Here is a 19,035-nt window from a genome sequence, read left to right as displayed (position 1 = left end):
CGCTTGTGCCTTCACGATCCCAAACCTGCCTGTACTGTCATGCTTGCGTCTGTCTTTCAGGTAGCCGAAAGGTAAGGTGTTTGTCCAATTTTACGCGGATACGCGCTAGACCGGATGCTCGTTATGGTAGGTATATATGCCTGCAAAGAGGGGAGAAATGCAAAATGGTGACCATGACCGACAATGAGCCCAGCACTCCTGCGATTGTCGAACTGGATATCACCGCGGATACATGCCCCCTGACTTTCGTGCGAACCCGCCTGGCGCTGGATAGCATGGCCCCGGAAGGCGTGCTGGTCGTGCGCCTCAAAGGGGAGGAGCCGCATCGTAACGTGGGGCGTTCTGTCCGCGCTCTGGGCCATGCAATCGTTTCCGAGGTGGCGCATGCTGATGGCAGCATGGTTCTGATCATTCGCAAAAAAGCCGGCTGAAAACCCGATCGGGGCCTCTGGCCGGCTTTTTTTGTCCATCTGTCCGCCTAGTTGTTCATGGCCTCGAAGAAGTCGTTGTTGGTCTTGCTGTATTTCAGCTTGTCCAGCAGGAAGTCCATCGCGTCCATAGTGCCCATGGGGGCAAGGATACGGCGCAGCACCCACATCTTGGACAGGGTGGCGCGGTCCACCAGCAGTTCTTCCTTACGGGTGCCGCTCTTGGTGATGTCGATCGCGGGGAAGGTGCGCTTGTCGGCAAGCTTGCGATCCAGCACCAGTTCGGAGTTGCCGGTGCCCTTGAACTCTTCGAAAATCACTTCATCCATGCGGCTGCCGGTGTCGATCAGCGCAGTGGCGATGATGGTGAGCGAGCCACCTTCCTCGATGTTACGGGCCGCACCAAAGAAGCGCTTGGGGCGCTGCAGGGCGTTGGCGTCCACACCACCGGTCAGCACCTTGCCCGATGAAGGCACAACGGTGTTGTAGGCACGCGCCAGACGGGTGATGGAATCCAGCAGGATCACCACATCGCGCTTGTGTTCGACCAGACGCTTGGCTTTTTCCAGCACCATTTCCGTCACCTGAACGTGGCGGTGGGCCGGTTCGTCAAAGGTGGAGGAAATGACTTCACCCCGGACGGAGCGCGCCATGTCGGTCACTTCCTCAGGGCGTTCGTCGATCAGCAGAACGATCAGGAACACCTCGGGGTGGTTGGCGCTGATGGAGGAGGCAATGCTCTGGAGCATGACCGTCTTGCCCGAGCGCGGCGGTGCGACAATCAGGGCGCGCTGACCCATGCCGATGGGCGAGACAAGGTCGATTACGCGCGGTGTAAAGTCTTTCTGCGCGCCTTTCTTGCCCTTTTCGCTTTTGGGCTCAGGGGCAGTGGCCTGACTTTCGACTTCCATCTGCAGACGCCGCTCGGGGTAGAGGGGCGTCAGGTTGTCGAAGTTGATGCGGTGGCGAACGGCGTCGGGCGATTCAAAGTTGATCGTGTTGATCTTGAGCATTGAAAAGTAACGCTCGCCGTCGCGCGGGGCGCGAATCTGGCCTTCCACCGTATCGCCGGTGCGCAGGCCGAAGCGGCGCACCTGCGTGGGGGAGATGTAGATATCGTCCGGGCCGGGCAGGTAGTTGGATTCGGGCGCACGCAGGTAGCCGAATCCGTCATGCATGATCTCGAGGGTACCCTCGCCATAGATAGCCTGGTCGTTGTCGGCCAGTGTCTTCAGTATGGCAAACATCATGTCCTGCTTACGCAGGGATGAGGCGTTTTCGATGTTCAGGTCTTCAGCGCAGGCCAAGAGGTCGGCTGGAGACTTGGCCTTGAGTTCCGCAAGATGCATGAAAAAATGCCCTGACTGGCAAGAAAGTTCGTGAATAGAACGAAAAGCCGGGACTGTACCGTGTGCATTTCCGCGCTTTCGCCGTGCGGACAGAATGCGTCCGTGGGTGAAAGGAACCAGAAAGCGGTTGAAGTCCTGACATGGAAGGGGAAATGCTGGGCAGGTGAAGTCAGCCAGCGTTGTGCGCAAAGGATAGGGGGCGCGTGGTGCGCCGTCAAGATATATGCGGTTATTTGATCCCGCCTAACCAGCCTTTGCGCCAGAACCACATCAGCGGCAGCACAATGGTGGCGGCCATCAGGCTGAGGGCATACCAGTAGCCGAACGACCAGTTGAGCTCGGGCATGTCCTTGAAATTCATGCCGTAAATACCCGCGATCAGGGTCGGGGCTACCCCGATGAAGCTGACCACGGTCAGTACTTTCATGACGCCGTTCTGGTCGATATTGATAAAGCCCAGCGTGGCGTCGAGCAGGAATTCAACCTTGTCCTGTGCTTGCGATACATAGGCATCGAGCGAGGACAGGTCGCGGCTGACAGTTGTAATGCGCGTGCGCTGCGCACCGGAAAGCGTATAGGCGGCGGCTCGTGCATCGGCTTCGGTCAGGGGTTGCTGTGCCGCGCTGATCTGGCGGCTGCTCAGGGAGAAGCCAGGAGCCGGGGCTGCAGAGGCGGTCTTGCGGCTTTCACTCAGGAATAGCGTGATGCGCTCCATACCTAAAAGCGTGTCACGCATGCGTGAGCAGAAACTGCCAGCACTCCCCACCCGTTGCAGCAGGTCGCGCTGGCGCGAGGCCATGGTGCGTATCTGTGGCCCCTGCTGCGAGGGACGGAAAATATCGTGCGACAACGTATCGAGCAGGTTGCCCATAGCTTCGAGCACATCGGCCAGCCGGTCCACGATGGTCTCGATCAGGGCCACCAGAATTTCGCCTGCGTGCAGCACAGCATGCGGTGTGGTGGCGGCATCAGGTGTGGCCGCGGGCATGGCGGTATGGTCGGACACAAGCTGCGCCACGGTTTCAAACGCCTGATAGGGCTGAAAGCGGATGGTAAACAGCCGCTCATCGGTCAGTACGAATCCTACCGGGGTGCTGAGGAATTCGGTGCCATTGCGCTTGAGTAGGGGGGAGGACAGGAACGCCACACCCTTGCGGACACTGATGCGTGATGAGCTTTCAATGGCGTTCAAATCATCAAGGGTCGGCAGTTTCTGCCCGCACAGGCTTTCCGCCAGTTCCAGTTCCTGTTCGGTGGGGTCGAGCAGATCAAGCCAGACCGAGCCTGCCGCGTCCTCGGGTGTTTCAATGGCTTTTGTGGCTGTACCGGGTCTGTGAGCCAGAAACATGCGAGTCTCCCTGCCTGTCTGTTGGGTGCACTATCACGCTGGTGCGTGCCGGCCGGAGGGGTGGCCGGATGTGTATGGCCGCTACAAGGGGCGGGGCCATACGGGCAGGCCGGACTATGGGGCAGCCTCCCCCGGCTTGCAAGATTGCGGCGCGGGACTGTGCAATTCGGTGCGGTATCTGGTAAGCGGGGCGCATAACGGCTGTACGGGCAGGGCGGCGCTCTATGCGGTGCCGTGGCGCACAGGCGGCAGAGGAGTGGTGGAACTGGCAATGGCAAACCTGATGGAACAGCAAAAAGCAGCGCTGGCAAACAGCTCGCTCCGGCATGAACCGGATAGCCGGGGTCATTTCGGCGGTCGGTATGGTGGCCGCTTCGTGGCGGAAACCCTGATGCCGCTGATTCTCGAACTGGAAGCCGCCTACGCACAGGCCAAGGCCGACCCCGCTTTTCAGCGTGAGCTGGATTATTACCTCAAGGATTATGTAGGCCGTCCTAGCCCGCTATGGCTTGCCCGCCGGATGACCGAAAAGCTGGGGGGAGCGAAAATCTACCTCAAGCGTGAGGAACTCAATCATACCGGTTCGCACAAGCTCAATAACGTCATGGGGCAGATCCTGCTTGCCCGCCGCATGGGGCGCACGCGTATCGTGGCGGAAACAGGGGCGGGCCAGCACGGCGTTGCCACGGCCACGGTCTGTGCCTTGTTCGGCCTCAAATGCGTGGTTTACATGGGTGCTACCGATGTAGAACGGCAGAAACCCAACGTGTTCCGTATGCGCCTGCTGGGGGCGGAAGTCGTACCCGTGACAGCCGGGGCCGGTACCCTCAAGGATGCCATGAACGAGGCCATGCGCGACTGGGTGGCCAATGTGGCGGACACCTACATGCTTATTGGTACGGTTGCGGGGCCTTCGCCCTATCCGGCCATGGTGCGTGACTTCCAGAGCGTGATCGGCACCGAGGTCAAGGCCCAGATGCACGAGGCCGAAGGGCGTCTGCCCGATGTGGTGGTGGCCGCCATTGGCGGTGGTTCCAATGCTATGGGCATTTTCCACCCTTTCCTTGACGATACGACCGTGCGCCTGATCGGCGTGGAAGCCGCAGGTCACGGGCTGGATAGTGGTAAGACAGCCGCCTCCATCGAGCGTGGCCGCCCCGGCGTGCTGCACGGCAACCGCACCTATCTGCTCCAGAACACCGATGGCCAGATTGAGGAAGCGCACTCCATTAGCGCAGGGCTGGATTATCCCGGCGTTGGCCTGAACACGCATGGCTGAACGATATCGGGCGGGCTGAATATGTAGGGGCCACCGATGGGGAGGCGCTGGAAGCCTTCCAGTTCTGCACCGGGCTGGAGGGCATTATTCCCGCGTTGGAATCCGCGCATGCCGTGGCCTACGCCATGAAACTTGCCCCCACCCTGCCTGCCGACAGCCTGATGGTGGTCAATCTTTCCGGCCGGGGCGACAAGGATATCTTTACCGTGGCCGAGCATCTGGGGGTGGAACTGTGAGCCGTATCGCCAAGCGTTTTAGCGACCTTGCCGCGCAGGCTCGCGGCGCGCTCATTCCCTATCTGGAAGCTTATGATCCCGACCGCGAGACCTCGCTGGCGCTGCTGCGCGCCATGCCCGCGGCTGGTGCCGACCTGATCGAGATCGGCATGCCGTTTTCCGATCCATCGGCCGATGGCCCGGTTATTCAGGCGGCGGCCCTGCGCGGGTTGAAAGCCGGTGCGACACTCGCTGGTGTGCTGGATATGGTTGCGGCCTTCAGGCAGGATGATGCCGATACGCCGATTATCCTCATGGGCTATGTGAATCCTGTTGAGTCCTATGGCTACGAGCGCTTCTGCAAGGATGCGGTGGTAGCCGGTGTGGACGGCGTGATTCTGGTCGATCTGCCGCCAGAGGAAGCCGATGTGATCGAGGCTCCGGCCAAGCCGCCGGGCTTGCTATCATCCGCCTTGTTGCCCCTACCACCACGCCAGAGCGGCTGGGTTATGTGCTGTCTCATGCTTCGGGCTTTGTCTATTATGTCAGTATTGCTGGCATAACCGGCACACGCACCGCCAGTGCGGGTGATCTGCGTGCGGCTATTCCGCGTGTGCGTGCGGCTACGAGCCTGCCGGTGGCCGTAGGCTTTGGCGTGCGGACGCCAGAACAGGCTGCTCAGGCGGCCAGTATTGCCGATGGTGCCGTTGTGGCTTCCGCCTTGCTGGAAACGCTGGCCGGTACACTGGATGCACAGGGCCGCGCCACGGCTGCGACTCTGCCCACCGTGCTGGAGCAGATTGGCGGGCTGGCAACGGCGGTGCGCGCCGCAGGCCGCCAGACGGTATGAGCGCGAGCCGGTTCTGGCGCACGACATGACAGAGCCGTTTCGCGTTACGGTTGTAGGTGGTGGCCCGGCGGGGCTTGCCGCAGCGGAAGTGCTGTCTGCCGCCGGGTGTGCCGTGCAGGTGCTCGACACCATGCCAAGCTTTGGCCGCAAGTTCCTTATGGCCGGGCGGGGTGGGCTGAACATCACCCATTCCGAACCGCATGAGGCGCTGGAAAGCCGCTATGGCGCGGCGGCACCCCGCCTGCATGCCGCACTGTCAGAATGGACCACGCAGGATATCCGCCACTGGATGGATGGTCTGGGGCAGGAAAGCTTTGTGGGCTCATCGGGGCGGGTGTTCCCTGTGGTCATGAAGGCCTCGCCGTTGCTCAGGGCGTGGCTGGCACGGTTGCGCGAACAAGGGGTGACCCTGCGACCGCGTACACACTGGCTGGGGTGGGATGCGCAGGGGGCGCTGCTCGTGGCAGGGCCGGAGGGTGCGGCTGTCAGTTCGGAAAAAACCGATGCTCTGGTGCTGGCTATGGGTGGGGCGAGCTGGCCCCGGCTGGGCAGCACGGGTGGCTGGGCGGCTCTTCTGGCTGAACGGGGTGTGGAGCTGGCGCCTTTTCAGCTGCTAACTGCGGTTTTACCGTGGCGTGGTCCCCCCTATTTGCCGAGCGCTTTGCTGGTGTGCCGCTCAAGCCGGTGGCCTTGAGTTTTGAAGGGCGTTCCGTCCGGGGTGAGTTTGTGCTGACAGCAGGTGGGCTCGAAGGCGGTGCGGTTTACGCGCTGTCCGCGGCCTTGCGTGAGCGTGTAGCGGCACAGGGCTACGCAACGGTGCTGTGCGATCTGCGGCCGGATATGAGCCTTGCCGATATGGCTGCAAAGCTGGCGCGCGTGAGGGCGCGCGAGAGCCTGTCCAACAGGCTTCGCAAGGGGCTGAACTTGTCTGCCGCTTCTATCGGGCTTTTGCGCGAAAGTGTGGTCGTGCCTGTCACCCCCATGGGGCTTGCCGAGCGGATCAAGGCGTTGCCTGTCCGGCTTGAAGCGCCGCAACCGCTGGCCCGCGCCATTTCATCGGCGGGTGGTGTGCGCTGGGCGGGCTGCACCGAGCAATACATGCTGCGGGCGTTGCCCGGCGTGTTTGTGGCGGGAGAAATGCTGGACTGGGAGGCCCCAACTGGCGGCTACCTGCTCCATGCCTGCCTTGCTACCGGGCGTGCGGCGGCTCATGGGGCGCTGGACTGGTTGCGAAAGCAGGGCGGGGAGCGGTATCCCGTTTCGTTATGAACAACATGATTACAATGGGTGAGGTGCCGGGGGGTGGTCCGGCACGGATGGATCTGGCCGAACTGCTGGCCACGCGCCTGCTGGTTCAGGGCAATTCCGGCTCGGGCAAGTCGCATCTGCTGCGGCGGCTGCTGGAGCAGTCTGCCCGTATGGTGCAGCAGGCGATTATCGACTGAAGGGGACTTTGTCAGTCTGGCGGAGTGCTTTGGCCATCTGGTGATCGAGGCGGCGGATCATTCTGAAATGGCCATGCACGCGGCGGGCGAGCGCATGCGCGAGCATCGGGCCTCTGTAGTGCTCAACCTCGAAGGGCTGGATGCCGATCAGCAGATGCGCTGGGCCGCTGCTTTTCTGGGCGGTATGTTCGAAGTGCCGCGCACGTTCTGGTACCCCGTGCTGGTGGTGGTGGACGAAGCCCAGCTTTTCGCGCCTGCTGCAGCGGGCGATGTATCGGACGAGGCGCGCCGTGTCTCGCTCGGGGCCATGACCAACCTGATGTGCCGTGGCCGTAAGCGTGGTCTGGCCGGGGTTATCGCTACCCAGCGTCTGGCCAAGCTGGCCAAGAACGTGGCGGCGGAGGCCTCCAATTTTCTTATGGGCCGCACTTTCCTCGATATCGATATGGCGCGCGCGGCTGACCTGCTGGGCATGGAGCGGCGGCAGGCCGAATCGTTCCGTGATCTGGACCGGGGCACTTTTCTCGCGCTGGGGCCAGCCCTGTGTCGCCGCCCGGCCATGGTGCGGATTGGTGCGGTGGAAACCCAGAGCCGCTCGGCCGGGCCGGTTCTAGCACCGTTCGAACCGCCTTCAGCGCCGGTGCATGAACTGATTCTCGCACCCGTGCCGGTTATGGACATGCCTGCGCGCGTGCGTCGGGCTCCCCCTGCGCCCGTGCCTGATCTGCTCAGCCAGCTTGCTGCCCACGGGCAGGCGCAGGCCGAGCAGGAGCCCGAATCCGCTCCTCCCACGCTTGAAACCGATGCCGAGCGTGAAACCCGCATGACCGCTATCCTGCGCGATATGCTCGAGGATGATGAAGTAGCCTTCCGCTCAGCCCCCGTGCTGTATCAGGATTTTCTGGTGCGCTGCCGTATCGCGGGGCTGGGGCGCAATGCGCTGGATATGCGGCGTTTCAACCGGCTGCTGGCGGTAGCGCGTAGCGGTGTCAGCGAGGATATATCCGGCTCGGATGACTGGCAGCAGGCCGAATCCATGGCAGCGGATCTGCCTGAGGATTTGCAGGGTGTGTTTTTGTTTCTGGCGCGCGCGGCCATTGAGCAGCATGCCTGCCCGTCAGATGCCGAGATCGCGCGTGTTTACGGCACTGTGTCCACCGGCCGCGCCCGCCGTCTGCTGGGCTGGCTGGAAGACCGCAACCTGATCGTGCTGCGGCCTGCAGGGCCCGGACGGCGGGTGCTGGCGTTTATTGGTGCAGGTTGGGAAACCCTGCCGGGCGTTGCGGAAGGGTGAGCGCACACGGGCGTGGCAGTGAAGGCAATGTCGCGGCCTTCGCGCATGATTTGCAGGCATGACGGGTGAGACAGGGAGTGCTATAGGCCGAGACATGACGGAAAACCCGCCCTTTAGCCCGGCCCTGCTGCCCGCTGGCTTTGTCGATCTGCTGACGCCTGATGCCCGCACACAGGCGCAGAGTGTTGCAGTCCTTATGGATGTGTTCACCTCGCACGGATACGACCCGGTGCGGCCTCCGCTCATGGAGTTTGAGGACACGTATCTGGCCGGGGCCGGGGCCGCGCTGGCGGAACAGGGTTTCCGCGTCATGGACCCTGACACCCGGCGTATGATGGTGCTGCGTCCCGATATTACCCCGCAAGTGGCCCGCATGGCGGGTACGCGCCTCAGCGGTGTGCCGCGTCCCTTGCGTGTGTCCTATGCGGGCGAATGCGTGGTGGTGGCGCCAGTTGCAGCCGAGGAAAGCGGGCGGCAGATCATGCAGGCGGGGATCGAGCTGATCGGCCCCGATTCCCCCGAGGCAGATGCCGAGGTCATGTCCATCGGTGCGGAAGCCCTCTCTCGGCTTGGCGTGCGCGGTGTGTCTTTTGATCTGACCATGCCGCCCTTTATTCCGGCCCTGCTGGAAGAGGCAGGCGTGCCGCAGGCTGAACGCCCGGCACTCCTGCGGGCGCTGGACCGCAAGGATGCAGCTTCAGTGGCGGAACATGGGGGGGCGCTGGCCGCAACGCTCATTGCCCTGCTCGATGCCAGTGGTGCTGCGGAACATGCCGTGGCGCGGCTGATGGAAATTACCCTGCCGGAACGGGCCGAGGCCATTGTGCGCAGGTTGGTGGCAACGGTTGGCGCGCTACGTGAGCGCTGCCCCGGGCTGAGCCTGACTGTGGACCCGGTGGAGTTCCGGGGCTGGAAATACCATACCGGTGTTTGTGTGACGCTGTTTGCTCAGGGCCGTTCGGAAGAGCTGGGCCGGGGTGGGCGTTACCGCTGTAACGATAATGAACCCGCCTGCGGGCTGACATTCCGCCCGGATGTGCTGTGCAGGCTTATTCCCGCCGCCCCGCCGCGTCCGCGCGTTTATCTGGCAACTGATTGCGACCACGCGCAGGCCGCCGAACTGCGCGCGCGTGGCCATGCCACGATCGGTGGCTTTCTGTCCGGCACACAGGCGGTGGAAGAAGCCCGCCGTCTGGGCTGTGGCTTTGTGCTTTCGGGTGTGGACTGTGTCGCGCTGACCTAGTCACGGATAGCAGATACAGGATCAACCTTTTGGCCCGGCCCTGTGCCGTGGCGCCCTTTTTCTTGACCAGCAGGCAGTTTTTTCAGGAGCAGACCCTCAATGTCCAACGTAACCGTGATCGGCGCCCAGTGGGGTGATGAAGGCAAGGGAAAGATTGTAGACTGGCTCGCCAGCCGGGCCGATGTGGTGGTGCGGTTTCAGGGTGGCCACAATGCGGGCCATACGCTGGTGGTCGGCAATCAGGTTTACAAGCTCTCGCTCCTGCCTTCGGGTGTTGTCAGCGGCAAGCTGGGCATTATCGGCAATGGCGTGGTGGTGGACCCGCAGGCCCTTCTGGCGGAAATCGCCCGGATTGGTGAGCAGGGCCTGTCCGTTACCCCTGAAACGCTGCGGATTGCGGAAAACGCGCCGCTGATTCTGCCGGTGCACGGCGCGCTCGACCGCGCACGTGAAGCTGCGCGGGGCGACCGCAAGATCGGTACAACGGGTCGCGGCATTGGCCCTGCTTACGAAGATAAGGTAGCCCGCCGCGGTATTCGCCTGTGTGATCTGGCCGAGCCGGAAACGTTGGACTGGAAGCTGGATGAACTGCTGCTGCACCACAACACGCTGCTGGCGGGTCTGGGTGCGCCCACGTTCAGCAAGGCCGAGCTGCTGGATTATCTGGCACAGGTAGCCCCCAGCGTACTGCCGTTCATGGCCGCAACCTGGGATATTCTGGACGATGCACGCCGTCAGGGTAAGCGTATCCTGTTTGAAGGCGCGCAGGCCGTCATGCTGGATGTCGATCACGGCACCTATCCGTTCGTGACCAGTTCCAACACGGTTGCGGCCAATGCGGGCACGGGTTCTGGCATGGGGCCGGGGGCTGCTGGTTTTGTGCTGGGTATTGCCAAGGCTTACTGCACCCGTGTGGGTGAGGGGCCTTTCCCCACCGAACTGTTTGATGAGACCGGCCGCCGTCTTGGTGAGCGTGGGCATGAATTCGGCACGGTTACGGGTCGCCCGCGCCGCTGTGGCTGGTTTGATGCCGTGCTGGTGCGCCATGCGGTGCGCGTAGGCGGGGTAGATGGTCTGGCCCTGACCAAGCTGGACGTGCTGGACGGGCTGGATGAAATCCGTATCTGCGTCGGGTATGAACTGGATGGCAAAAAGACGGAGCGCTTCCCGTCCGCACCGGCCGCGCAGCAGCGTATCCGCCCGGTTTATGAAACCATCGAGGGTTGGAAAGAAACCACCCACGGTGCGCGCCGTTGGGCAGACCTGCCCGCTCAGGCCATCAAATACGTGCGGCGGATTGAGGAACTGGTGGGCGCACCCGTTACCCTGCTGTCCACCAGCCCGGACCGTGATGACACCATTCTGGTGCGTGACCCGTTCGAGTTGATCCAGCGGCTGAAACAATCAACCCCCGTTTTTACGGGGGTTTTTTGTAACGCTCTGTTTGTCCGCCATGCGGCTTCATAAAAGTTTCACAAGCGTGTTTTCACCATGACAAACGTGGTTTTTTGCCGTGTCATGGGGTGTGGCAGTGTAACATAAGCTGCCTGCGCGGTTGTTTTTTGTCACATGCACGTCATATCCTGCCTGTCAGTAGTGATGAGGGCGGACGGTTATGCAGAAAACGGATCTTCTGGTTGTCGAGGACGACCCGGCCCTTGCGCGGCTGATCTGTTACAATCTTGAAAAGCAGAATTACTCGGTGCGCCACGCGGGCGATGGCGAGGAAGCGCTTGAGCAGGTGCGCCAGCGCCAGCCAGACCTTATTCTGCTCGACTGGATGCTGCCGGGCATGTCCGGTATCGAGGTCTGCCGCCGCCTGCGTGAGCAGAATCGCACCGCCTCCCTGCCTATTATCATGCTGAGTGCACGGGGTGAGGAAGCGGATAGTATTCGCGGGCTGGATATCGGGGCGGATGACTATCTGGTCAAGCCGTTCGGCATGGACACGCTGTTTGCCCGTGTAAAGGCAATCCTGCGGCGTGCCCCCCCGGCGGACAAGACCCTGCGGTTTGAAGATCTGGTTATGGATCGGGTGGGCCATAAGGTTGAGCGCAACGGGCGCGTGCTGTCTTTGGGGCCGACTGAATACCGTCTGCTGGAATTTCTTATGCTGCACCCGGCCAAGGTTTTCTCGCGCGAGGAACTGCTTAAACATGCATGGGAGCGTAGCTCCTGCGTGGAACTGCGGACTGTGGATGTGCATATCCGCCGTTTGCGGCAGACCCTGAACGAAGCGACCGAACCTGATCTGATCCGCACGGTTCGGGCCAGAGGCTATGCACTGGACAAACCTCTGGAACAGGACTGACCCCACCTGCTCATGAAAGGGGTTTGACGTCATGCAGGTATGGCAGGCCGTGGCATACGGTGTGATGGCAGGGAGCGTTTTGTCTTCCGTGCCGTTTTTACTGTCTCGCATGTTCTCGCTGCGTGAGCGCGCCGAGGCGCTGGGGGCCATGCCCCGCCGGGTGGAAGTGCCTTATGGCCTGCCGCTTGAAGAGGTTATGGCCTGTCTGCCCGCCGCCACGCTGGCGTTGAACGAATCGCGCCTACCCTGTGTGATTTCGCCCGAGGCGCATAGGCAGTTTCGCGATTGTATCGGGAGCATTGTCCGGCATCCGGCTTTTCAGAATCGTGTCGAGTTTCTGCTTTCCAATGGTGAGAGCAGTAGCGCGCCGGAAGAAGCCGTGGTGGTGCTGGATATTCCCCAGTATCGGGTTATTCGTGCTTGGCTGCATAAAAAAGCCGTGCCTGCGGCCCTTATGGGCGAGGCGCAGCGTAAGGGGGGGCTGGCAACCGTCGTGTTTGTCGCCCTGCATGACGAGACGGAAGCCGTTATGGCCGAGCGCCAGCATACGGATTTTGTCGCCTTTGCCAGTCATGAGCTTCGCACCCCGCTGGCTGCCCTGCTGGGGTTTATAGAAACCCTGCAGGGCCCTGCTGCGGATGATCCTGCCGCACAGCAGGAGTTTTTAGAGATCATGAGTGCTCAGGCCCGGCGTATGCAGCGGCTTTTGGATAGTCTTCTCTATCTCTCGCGCGTGCAGATGCAGGAGCATTTGCGCCCGACGGAAGTGGTTGCTCTGACAGACCTGCTCAGTCACCTGAAGAGAGAAACGGTTGGGCTTCTGGCTGGTAAAAATGCTGCCCTTACGGTCGATATCCCACAGGATGAAGGATTGCGGGTAGAGGGGGATGAGGCGCAGCTTTCCCAGATTCTGATGAATCTGGTTGAAAATGCCCTTAAATATGGACTGGCCGCTAAAGCAAAGTCTGGCGGTGCGACATTGTCCATTACCGTGCGCGGAGAGCGCGCGCCGCTGGATGCAGGCTGGCCCGCAACACCCGGGGTGGTGTTGAGTGTGGCCGATACGGGGCCGGGTATCCCTGCGCGGCATCTTTCCCGCCTGACGGAACGCTTTTATCGTGTGGCGAAAACAGCCGCCAGCGTGCAGGGTAGCGGGCTGGGTCTGGCAATCGTGCAGCATGTTGTGACCCGGCATAACGGACGTTTTGTCGTGCGCAGTGTGGTGGGGCAGGGCACGGAATGTTGCGTGTGGTTGCCGCTGGCGGATGCCCTGTCATAAATCTGTAATGTAAATGTCCTGAAAACATCACACCGTTTCGTGGGTGGCTCCTTTAAGCACATGGGCGCGGCAAGCCGCCGCAAGCTCACGGCAAAGGGATTTATCCAACAATGCGTCTTTCAATCAGGTCTGGAGTGTGTCTGGCAGCTGTTACAAGCCTCCTGGCCACTTTTCCGGCGGTATCCCGGGCTGAAAACGTGACTGGCGCTGGTTCCAGCTTTGCGGCCCCCATTTATGAATCCTGGGGCGCGGCGGCCAAGACGGCAACCGGTGTTACGGTTAACTACCAGAGCGTTGGCTCCAGCGCGGGGCAGAACCAGATTCTGGCCGGAACGGTTGATTTTGGTGCATCCGATGCGCCGATGGATGCCAAGAAGCTCGAAGACGGTCACCTGTTCCAGTTCCCGACGGTCATGGGCGGCATTGTTCCGGTTGTGAACATCCCCGGTGTCAAGCCTGACGCCATCACCCTGAGCGGCGAAGTGCTGGCCGGGATCTATGCAGGCGACATCACCACCTGGGACGATGCCAAGATTGCGGCGCTGAACCCCGGCGTGCATCTGCCTGACACGGCTATTGCTCCTGTGCACCGCGCTGACGGTTCAGGCACGACCTTCGTGTTCACCTCCTACCTGGCTGATTCTTCGGATAGCTGGAAGCAGAACCAGGGTGCCAGCACCTCCATCAACTGGCCGAACGGTCTGGGTGCGCGCGGCAATGACGGCGTGGCCGCCACGGTGCGTAACACCGAGGGTGCGATCGGTTATGTCGAATTCGCCTATGCTAGCCGCAACCACCTGACCACGGTGCGCCTGCGCAACAAGGCGGGCACGAATGTTGCCGCTGGCCTGCTCAGCTTCTCCCATGCGGCTGAAGCCGCCGACTGGAAGAGCGCTCAGCATTTCGCCATCAACCTGCTGAACACCCCCGGCAAGGAAGCCTGGCCGGTTGTTTCCGCAACCTATGTGCTGGTGCCGGTACCTGCGCGTAACCCCGCGCGTGACGAAGCTGTGCGTAACTTCTTCTCCTGGGATTTCGCCAATGGCGATAGCGCTGCCGAGAAGCTGGACTACGTTCCGCTGCCCAAGAGCGTGAAGGATGATATCCTTGCTGCTTGGAAGAGCGGAAAGTAAGAGTTCTACCAAGGTTTTTTTGTAACCTGTTGGTGGATATCCATAAAAAGCGGTTTGGTTTTCCAGGCCGCTTTTTTAATGAAACCGTAATGAAACCCTCATTGAAGCGTCACACGCAAAAGCGAGCGGACACGGTATCCATCCCTCACTGTTTTACTTGTGGAATGGCATAATGCGCTGCAAACCCCTTTTTCCGACAATTGCTTTTACGACCATGCTGCTGGCCGGGATTGCTCCTGTGGCTCAGGCTGCCCCGGTTGATGATGCCGAGCTCCGCGCCCTGAAGGCGGAAATGGCTTCCATGCGCCGCGAAATGCAGCAGCAGATCGTTAGCCTCAAGTCCCAGCTTGCCAAGACCGATGCGGCTCAGAAGCAGGCAACCCATGGCTACCGCGCCAGCCGCCAGATTTCTTCTGGCCCGGTCGAGCACGGCGTACAGTTTGATGACGCCGCTCTGCACAAGTCCTTTGGCCCCAGCGGCGTGGGCACCCCGCCTTCCGACCGTGGTGACACGATGTCCTGGAAGGACTTCAAGGCTGCAAGTGCTAAGGATGAAGAAGTCCGCGTTGGTGGCATGATCATCGGCTTCCCCAAGGGGCGCTTCACGGTTTCTTCTGAAGATGGTGCTTACGGCTTCTCGGTTGGTCTGGCCTTCCATGAAGACTTCGGTGGTTTCATGGGTATGTCGTCCGCTCCCGGTCAGAGCCGTGGTGATTTCTCCGGTCTGACAGAAAATGCTCGCCGTATTCGTATTCCCTTCACATTCCGTTATAAAGATTGGGTAGCTAACGTAACGCCTGATCTTGGCGGCAGCACCGATGGGTATCAGACATACCAGAATTTGTATGAAGCAAACCTGAATTATACTGGGCTGCACAATACGGTCCTGACGATTGGTTACTTCCAGCCGCGCGTGACGGAAGAAGATTCCGAAAGTTCGAACGACTTTGAAATGATGGAACGCCCCAATATTACCAACGTGGTGCGTAACATTGCAGCAGGTGATGCCCGCTTTAGTCTTGGCGGTCTGCATTATGAAAAGCGCTGGTGGATTGCAGCCTACTTCACTGGCCAGCAATACGGTGCGCGTGGCGGCAATTCGGCTACCAGTTACACGACGAATAACCCCCTTGGTGGTACTTTCCGTGTTGCCGGTCGTCCGTTTGTATCGAAAGATATCGACCTGCACGTCGGTTTGTCGGCTATCAGCTCTTTCCGTCCGGGGACAAACTCCGCTACGGGTAACCGCAGCTATACAGCCAACGGCAACCCGGAAGTGGCTCTTACCTCTACCTCTCTCCTCGGTGTTGGTGCGACTATGAACAATGTTGACTCTGTCTGGGCGGCTGGCCCGGAACTGGGTCTGCGTTGGAAAAAGCTTGTGCTTAAGGCCGAGTATTACAACATTGGTGTGAGCCGTTCTCTCGGTGCCAGCGACTATGCCAAGGGCATGGGCAACGTGAACATGGATGGTTACTACGTGGCAGCCAACTACACCCTGATGGGTAAAGGGCGCGCTATAATGAGAAAGAAGGCGCGTTCGGCGCTCCGGGTGTTGAACACGAGTTTGATCCTCAGCACGGTTACTGGGGTGCTCTGGAAATCTCGGGTCGTTATAGCGTCAGCGACTTCCACGACACTGCGATTAACGGTAACGCGGCAGGCGCTATGAACGGTAACCAGCAGACTGTGTGGTCTGGTGGACTGAACTGGTATCCCAACCGTCACTTCCGCTTCATGCTTGATTTCAACCACTTCATGGCTACCGGCAACGGCAACACCAATTACGGCACAATGGCCGTCATCAACGAATATGGTCGTAGCGGTAACTCGCTGGCAGCCCGTGTTCAGGCAGCTTTCTAAGTTTTCCTGATCCCGGTTCTTCCGATTTTAAAAGACTTGCACAGGACGGGCCATTCCTTAGGGAATGGCCCGTTTTTTTATGTAAACCCGCGAGGCAGCCAGAGGTTGCATGCGCAACAGGATGTTCTGTGAAAACTCTCACGATATCCTGACAGGCTGCGCACGGCAGGCGCACGGATGATAGGGCGTGACTGCTCGTGCGATATGGTCCAAGGGAGGGAAGGGGGGCAGCGTCTTATTTTGTCACGCGATACGTGGAGGCGTCTATGCCGGGGGCTGGAGCATGATCATGCGCAGCGCTGCCCAGCAGGGGCGTTTATGGCCTGTCTGGCTAAAGGGCCTCGCCCGCTGAGAGCCTGTTACGGGGTTCAGGTGGGTAGTTTGGCGGGCAGGCGTGTCACCAATAGCTGGTTGATGCGGAAGCCTTCTACGTCCACCACTTCAAAACGGAAGCCAGAGGCATCAACCCGGTCGGTCTTGCGGGCCATGCGGCGCAAGCGGTGCATGATAAAGCCGCTGATGGTGTCGAACTGATCATAATCGGGCAGAGAAAGGATGGCGAGTTCGCGCATGACATCGCCAATAGGGGCGGCACCGTCCACCAGCCATGAGTTTTCATCGCGGCGGACAATGGCCTGTTCCTCAAACGGGCTGGCCACGCCATCCATCAGCACGCCCATGATATCCTTGAAGGTAATTAGCCCCACCACCAGACCATATTCGTTCACCACAAGGGCAAAGCCCGTGCCATGGCTGTCGAACTGGGCCAGCGTGTCCCAAAGGTGTAGGGTTTCAGGCACAGACAGCACATCGCGCCGCAGGCGGGCGATGGGGTTGCCGCGTGGCTGTTCCACCGGAATGGCGTTGGGGTCCACTACGGAGGCCAGAACGTCTTCCGCACGGATGGAGCCAATAACCTTGTCCAGCCCGCCGTTACAGAGCGGGTAGCGTGAATAGGGGGCCGCGCGTACCTTGTCGTAGTTATGTTCCGCCGTATCCTGAATATCCAGAAACACGACCTCATCACGCGGGGTCATGGCGGAGGTTACAGCCCGGTCCTGCAATGCCAGCACGTTGCTGATCATCTGGTGCTCCTGCTGGAGCAATGCACCGGAGACAGTGCCGGCAGCTAGAATAGCGCGCAGGTCTTCCGGGGTTACGGGCTCCACCGCCGAGGCTGCGGGAATTTTCAGGGCGTGCAGCACGGCATCCGATATACGCGAGAACGTCCAGACAAAAGGGTAAAGCACACGGAGCGCGACCCGGGGAAACCAGCCGATAGCCAGTGCTACCCGGTTGGGGTCGTTCATAGCGACGCGCTTTGGCAGCAGGTCAGCAAACAGAACGAATACGCCTGTTACAAATAAAAAGCTGGAGGCCGAGGCGAGGTTCTGCGCCCACCATTCTGAAAAATGCCACTGAAGCAGAAAGTCGGTCAGTGGTGGGGTGAGCATTTCCGAACTGACGATACCGCCCAGAATACCCACGCCATTGAGGCATATCTGGATAACGGTCATGACCTGACCGCTGTTGCGGCGCAGGGCAAGGAAGGCCTGTGCCTTGCGGTTGCCCGCTTCGGCCTGACTGCGAAGGCGCACATCGCGCGCGGCGGCAAAGGAAATTTCTGAAAGGGAGATCAGTACGCTAACCGCGATGAGCAGCGTAAGAGCCAGCAGGCCCATGATAAACAGGAGCAAGAGAATGTCCGGTCAGTAAGATATTATAATAATTACTGCATCTATAGTCCTGATAGGGGTGGGCAGGCCAATGTATTTTTTATGTGATCGCGTATGCCTGAGCGTGCGATTGCTTTCTCGCCCGGTATCAAAACTCTGTCAGACACAAACATCGGCTCTTTTCGGGCGTTGAGAGCCTGCTACCTTCTGCCGGACATGGTCCTGCGCAGGGGCGGATGGTCAAGAGCTAGGGGCAGGCGTGCAGGTGCTGTTCTGCCCACATGATATGGAAGAGCGTATGTTTGAAGCTTTGTACATAGAAAAAACCGCTGAAGGTGGCCAGCATGTCGCGCTGCGTAGCTCCCGGACGATGCCCTGTCGCAGGGTGATGTTACGGTGCGGGTGCTCTGGTCGAGCCTGAATTACAAGGATGCGCTGGCTGTGACAGGCCGTGGGCCGGTTGTCAGAACATGGCCCATGGTGCCGGGTGTAGATGCGGCAGGGATTGTGGAACACACGACATCGCCTGAGTTTCAGGTCGGGCAGTCGGTGGTGCTGAATGGTTGTGGTGCGGGTGAACTGCACTGGGGTGGCTATGCCCAGCGCCTGCGAGTGCCGGGGAGCTGGCTGGTGCCTTTGCCTGCGGGACTGGATGCTTTTCAGGCCATGGCGTTGGGCACGGCTGGGTTTACGGCCATGCTGTGCGTGATGGCGCTGGAACGTGAAGGCGTGCGGCCGGTTGATGGCCCGGTGCTGGTTACGGGCGCCACGGGTGGGGTTGGTAGTGTAGCTGTCATGCTGCTGGCCCGGTTGGGTTATGAGGTGGCCGCCGTGACCGGCCGGCTGGAGGAACAGCCTTACCTGCAAAGCCTCGGCGCGCATGAGGTGCTGCCGCGCGCGCTGTTTGAAGCGCCGCTCCGCCCGCTGGAAAAGGCCCGCTGGGCCGGTGCTGTTGATGTGGCGGGGGGGCATGTGCTGGCCGCGGTCTGTGCAGGTATGAAGCCGCGGGGCGTGGTGACAGCCTGCGGGCTGGCGGGGGGCATGGATTTTCCCGCGACTGTTGCGCCGTTCATTTTGCGGGGTGTTACACTGGTGGGGATCGACAGCGTTATGTGCCCGCGCCCCTTGCGGCAGACGGCCTGGCAGCGTCTGGCAGAATTGGTCGATCTGGAGCGTTTGGCCGGGCTAAGCCGGAGCGTGCCGCTGGCAGAGGTGCCGCAGGCAGCGGAAGATCTGCTTGAAAGCCGGCTGACAGGCCGGATCGTGGTTGAAATCCCTCAAACCGCGTGAAGGCAAGACCTCCCCCGGCACCTGAGTGGGCC

Annotated in this window: 8 protein-coding genes and 7 pseudogenes; 12 read left to right on the top strand and 3 right to left on the bottom strand. The window is 60.7% G+C overall.

All coding sequences use genetic code 11. The annotated features are described in order from the left end of the window. Window positions 1-173 precede the first annotated feature (173 nt). Entirely contained in the window at window positions 174-431 is a 258-nt protein-coding gene (locus tag JCM25143_RS05050; protein ID WP_025860248.1) for a sulfurtransferase TusA family protein, read from the top strand. Window positions 432-478: 47 nt separating this feature from the next. On the opposite strand, the gene rho is transcribed toward JCM25143_RS05050, so the two are convergent. Beyond that, window positions 479-1,777: a transcription termination factor Rho gene (gene rho / locus JCM25143_RS05045; RefSeq protein WP_025860247.1), complete on the bottom strand. Its 1,299-nt coding sequence runs from the start codon at window positions 1,775-1,777 to the stop codon at window positions 479-481. A gap of 229 nt (window positions 1,778-2,006) precedes the next feature. After that, entirely contained in the window at window positions 2,007-3,125 is a 1,119-nt protein-coding gene (locus tag JCM25143_RS05040; protein WP_025860246.1) for a magnesium transporter CorA family protein, read from the bottom strand. 283 nt (window positions 3,126-3,408) lie between these two features. Between JCM25143_RS05040 and trpB the strand changes: the two are divergent. The 10 genes and pseudogenes from trpB (at window position 3,409) to JCM25143_RS16995 (ending at window position 16,037) form a co-directional block, all read left to right on the top strand. Beyond that, window positions 3,409-4,640 (top strand): annotated as a pseudogene (trpB, locus tag JCM25143_RS17015) (tryptophan synthase subunit beta). Then, window positions 4,637-5,469, top strand: a pseudogene (gene trpA, locus JCM25143_RS17010) (tryptophan synthase subunit alpha). The pseudogenes trpB and trpA overlap by 4 nt, the downstream one beginning before the upstream one ends. 25 nt (window positions 5,470-5,494) lie before the next feature. After that, window positions 5,495-6,738: pseudogene (locus tag JCM25143_RS17005) on the top strand (TIGR03862 family flavoprotein). Next, a pseudogene (locus JCM25143_RS17000) lies at window positions 6,735-8,208 on the top strand (helicase HerA domain-containing protein). Before JCM25143_RS17005 ends, JCM25143_RS17000 begins: the two co-directional pseudogenes overlap by 4 nt. A 58-nt stretch (window positions 8,209-8,266) precedes the next feature. After that, the gene (locus tag JCM25143_RS05015) at window positions 8,267-9,451 is read left to right on the top strand and encodes an ATP phosphoribosyltransferase regulatory subunit (protein WP_025860245.1); all 1,185 of its coding nucleotides are present in this window, start codon (window positions 8,267-8,269) and stop codon (window positions 9,449-9,451) included. Between the two features lie 99 nt (window positions 9,452-9,550). After that, a pseudogene (locus JCM25143_RS05010) lies at window positions 9,551-10,834 on the top strand (adenylosuccinate synthase); the annotation flags it as partial. Between the two features lie 232 nt (window positions 10,835-11,066). Beyond that, window positions 11,067-11,762 carry a phosphate regulon transcriptional regulator PhoB gene (gene phoB / locus JCM25143_RS05005; protein WP_025860243.1) on the top strand — a complete coding sequence of 232 codons (696 nt, stop codon included), beginning with the start codon at window positions 11,067-11,069 and terminating at the stop codon, window positions 11,760-11,762. Between the two features lie 31 nt (window positions 11,763-11,793). Continuing rightward, entirely contained in the window at window positions 11,794-13,041 is a 1,248-nt protein-coding gene (locus JCM25143_RS05000) for a sensor histidine kinase (protein ID WP_025860242.1), read from the top strand. A 98-nt stretch (window positions 13,042-13,139) separates the two neighbouring features. Next, a complete protein-coding gene (gene pstS, locus JCM25143_RS04995; RefSeq protein ID WP_025860241.1) occupies window positions 13,140-14,174 on the top strand; it encodes a phosphate ABC transporter substrate-binding protein PstS in 1,035 nt (344 codons plus the stop codon). Window positions 14,175-14,346: 172 nt separating this feature from the next. Next, window positions 14,347-16,037 (top strand): annotated as a pseudogene (locus JCM25143_RS16995) (OprO/OprP family phosphate-selective porin). Window positions 16,038-16,405: 368 nt separating this feature from the next. On the opposite strand, the gene JCM25143_RS04985 reads toward JCM25143_RS16995, so the two are convergent. Further along, window positions 16,406-17,734 carry a hemolysin family protein gene (locus JCM25143_RS04985; RefSeq protein WP_025860240.1) on the bottom strand — a complete coding sequence of 443 codons (1,329 nt, stop codon included), beginning with the start codon at window positions 17,732-17,734 and terminating at the stop codon, window positions 16,406-16,408. Window positions 17,735-18,011: 277 nt separating this feature from the next. On the opposite strand from JCM25143_RS04985, the pseudogene acuI reads away from it, so the two are divergent. Continuing rightward, window positions 18,012-19,003, top strand: a pseudogene (gene acuI / locus JCM25143_RS16990) (acrylyl-CoA reductase (NADPH)). The last annotated feature ends 32 nt before the right edge of the window (window positions 19,004-19,035 follow it).

Source organism: Acetobacter papayae JCM 25143 (assembly GCF_000613285.1).
Classification (GTDB): Bacteria; Pseudomonadota; Alphaproteobacteria; order Acetobacterales; family Acetobacteraceae; genus Acetobacter; species Acetobacter papayae.
The sequence above is the reverse complement of the archived record's forward strand: the minus strand, read 5'-3'. Positions and strand labels throughout refer to the sequence as shown.

Bases quoted from the DNA above. Each gene is read 5' to 3' on its own strand.
- JCM25143_RS05050 (WP_025860248.1), top strand. From the start codon at position 174: ATGACCGACAATGAGCCCAGCACTCCTGCGATTGTCGAACTGGATATC.
- rho (WP_025860247.1), bottom strand. From the start codon at position 1,777: ATGCATCTTGCGGAACTCAAGGCCAAGTCTCCAGCCGACCTCTTGGCC.
- JCM25143_RS05040 (WP_025860246.1), bottom strand. From the start codon at position 3,125: ATGTTTCTGGCTCACAGACCCGGTACAGCCACAAAAGCCATTGAAACA.
- JCM25143_RS05015 (WP_025860245.1), top strand. From the start codon at position 8,267: ATGACGGGTGAGACAGGGAGTGCTATAGGCCGAGACATGACGGAAAAC.
- phoB (WP_025860243.1), top strand. From the start codon at position 11,067: ATGCAGAAAACGGATCTTCTGGTTGTCGAGGACGACCCGGCCCTTGCG.
- JCM25143_RS05000 (WP_025860242.1), top strand. From the start codon at position 11,794: ATGCAGGTATGGCAGGCCGTGGCATACGGTGTGATGGCAGGGAGCGTT.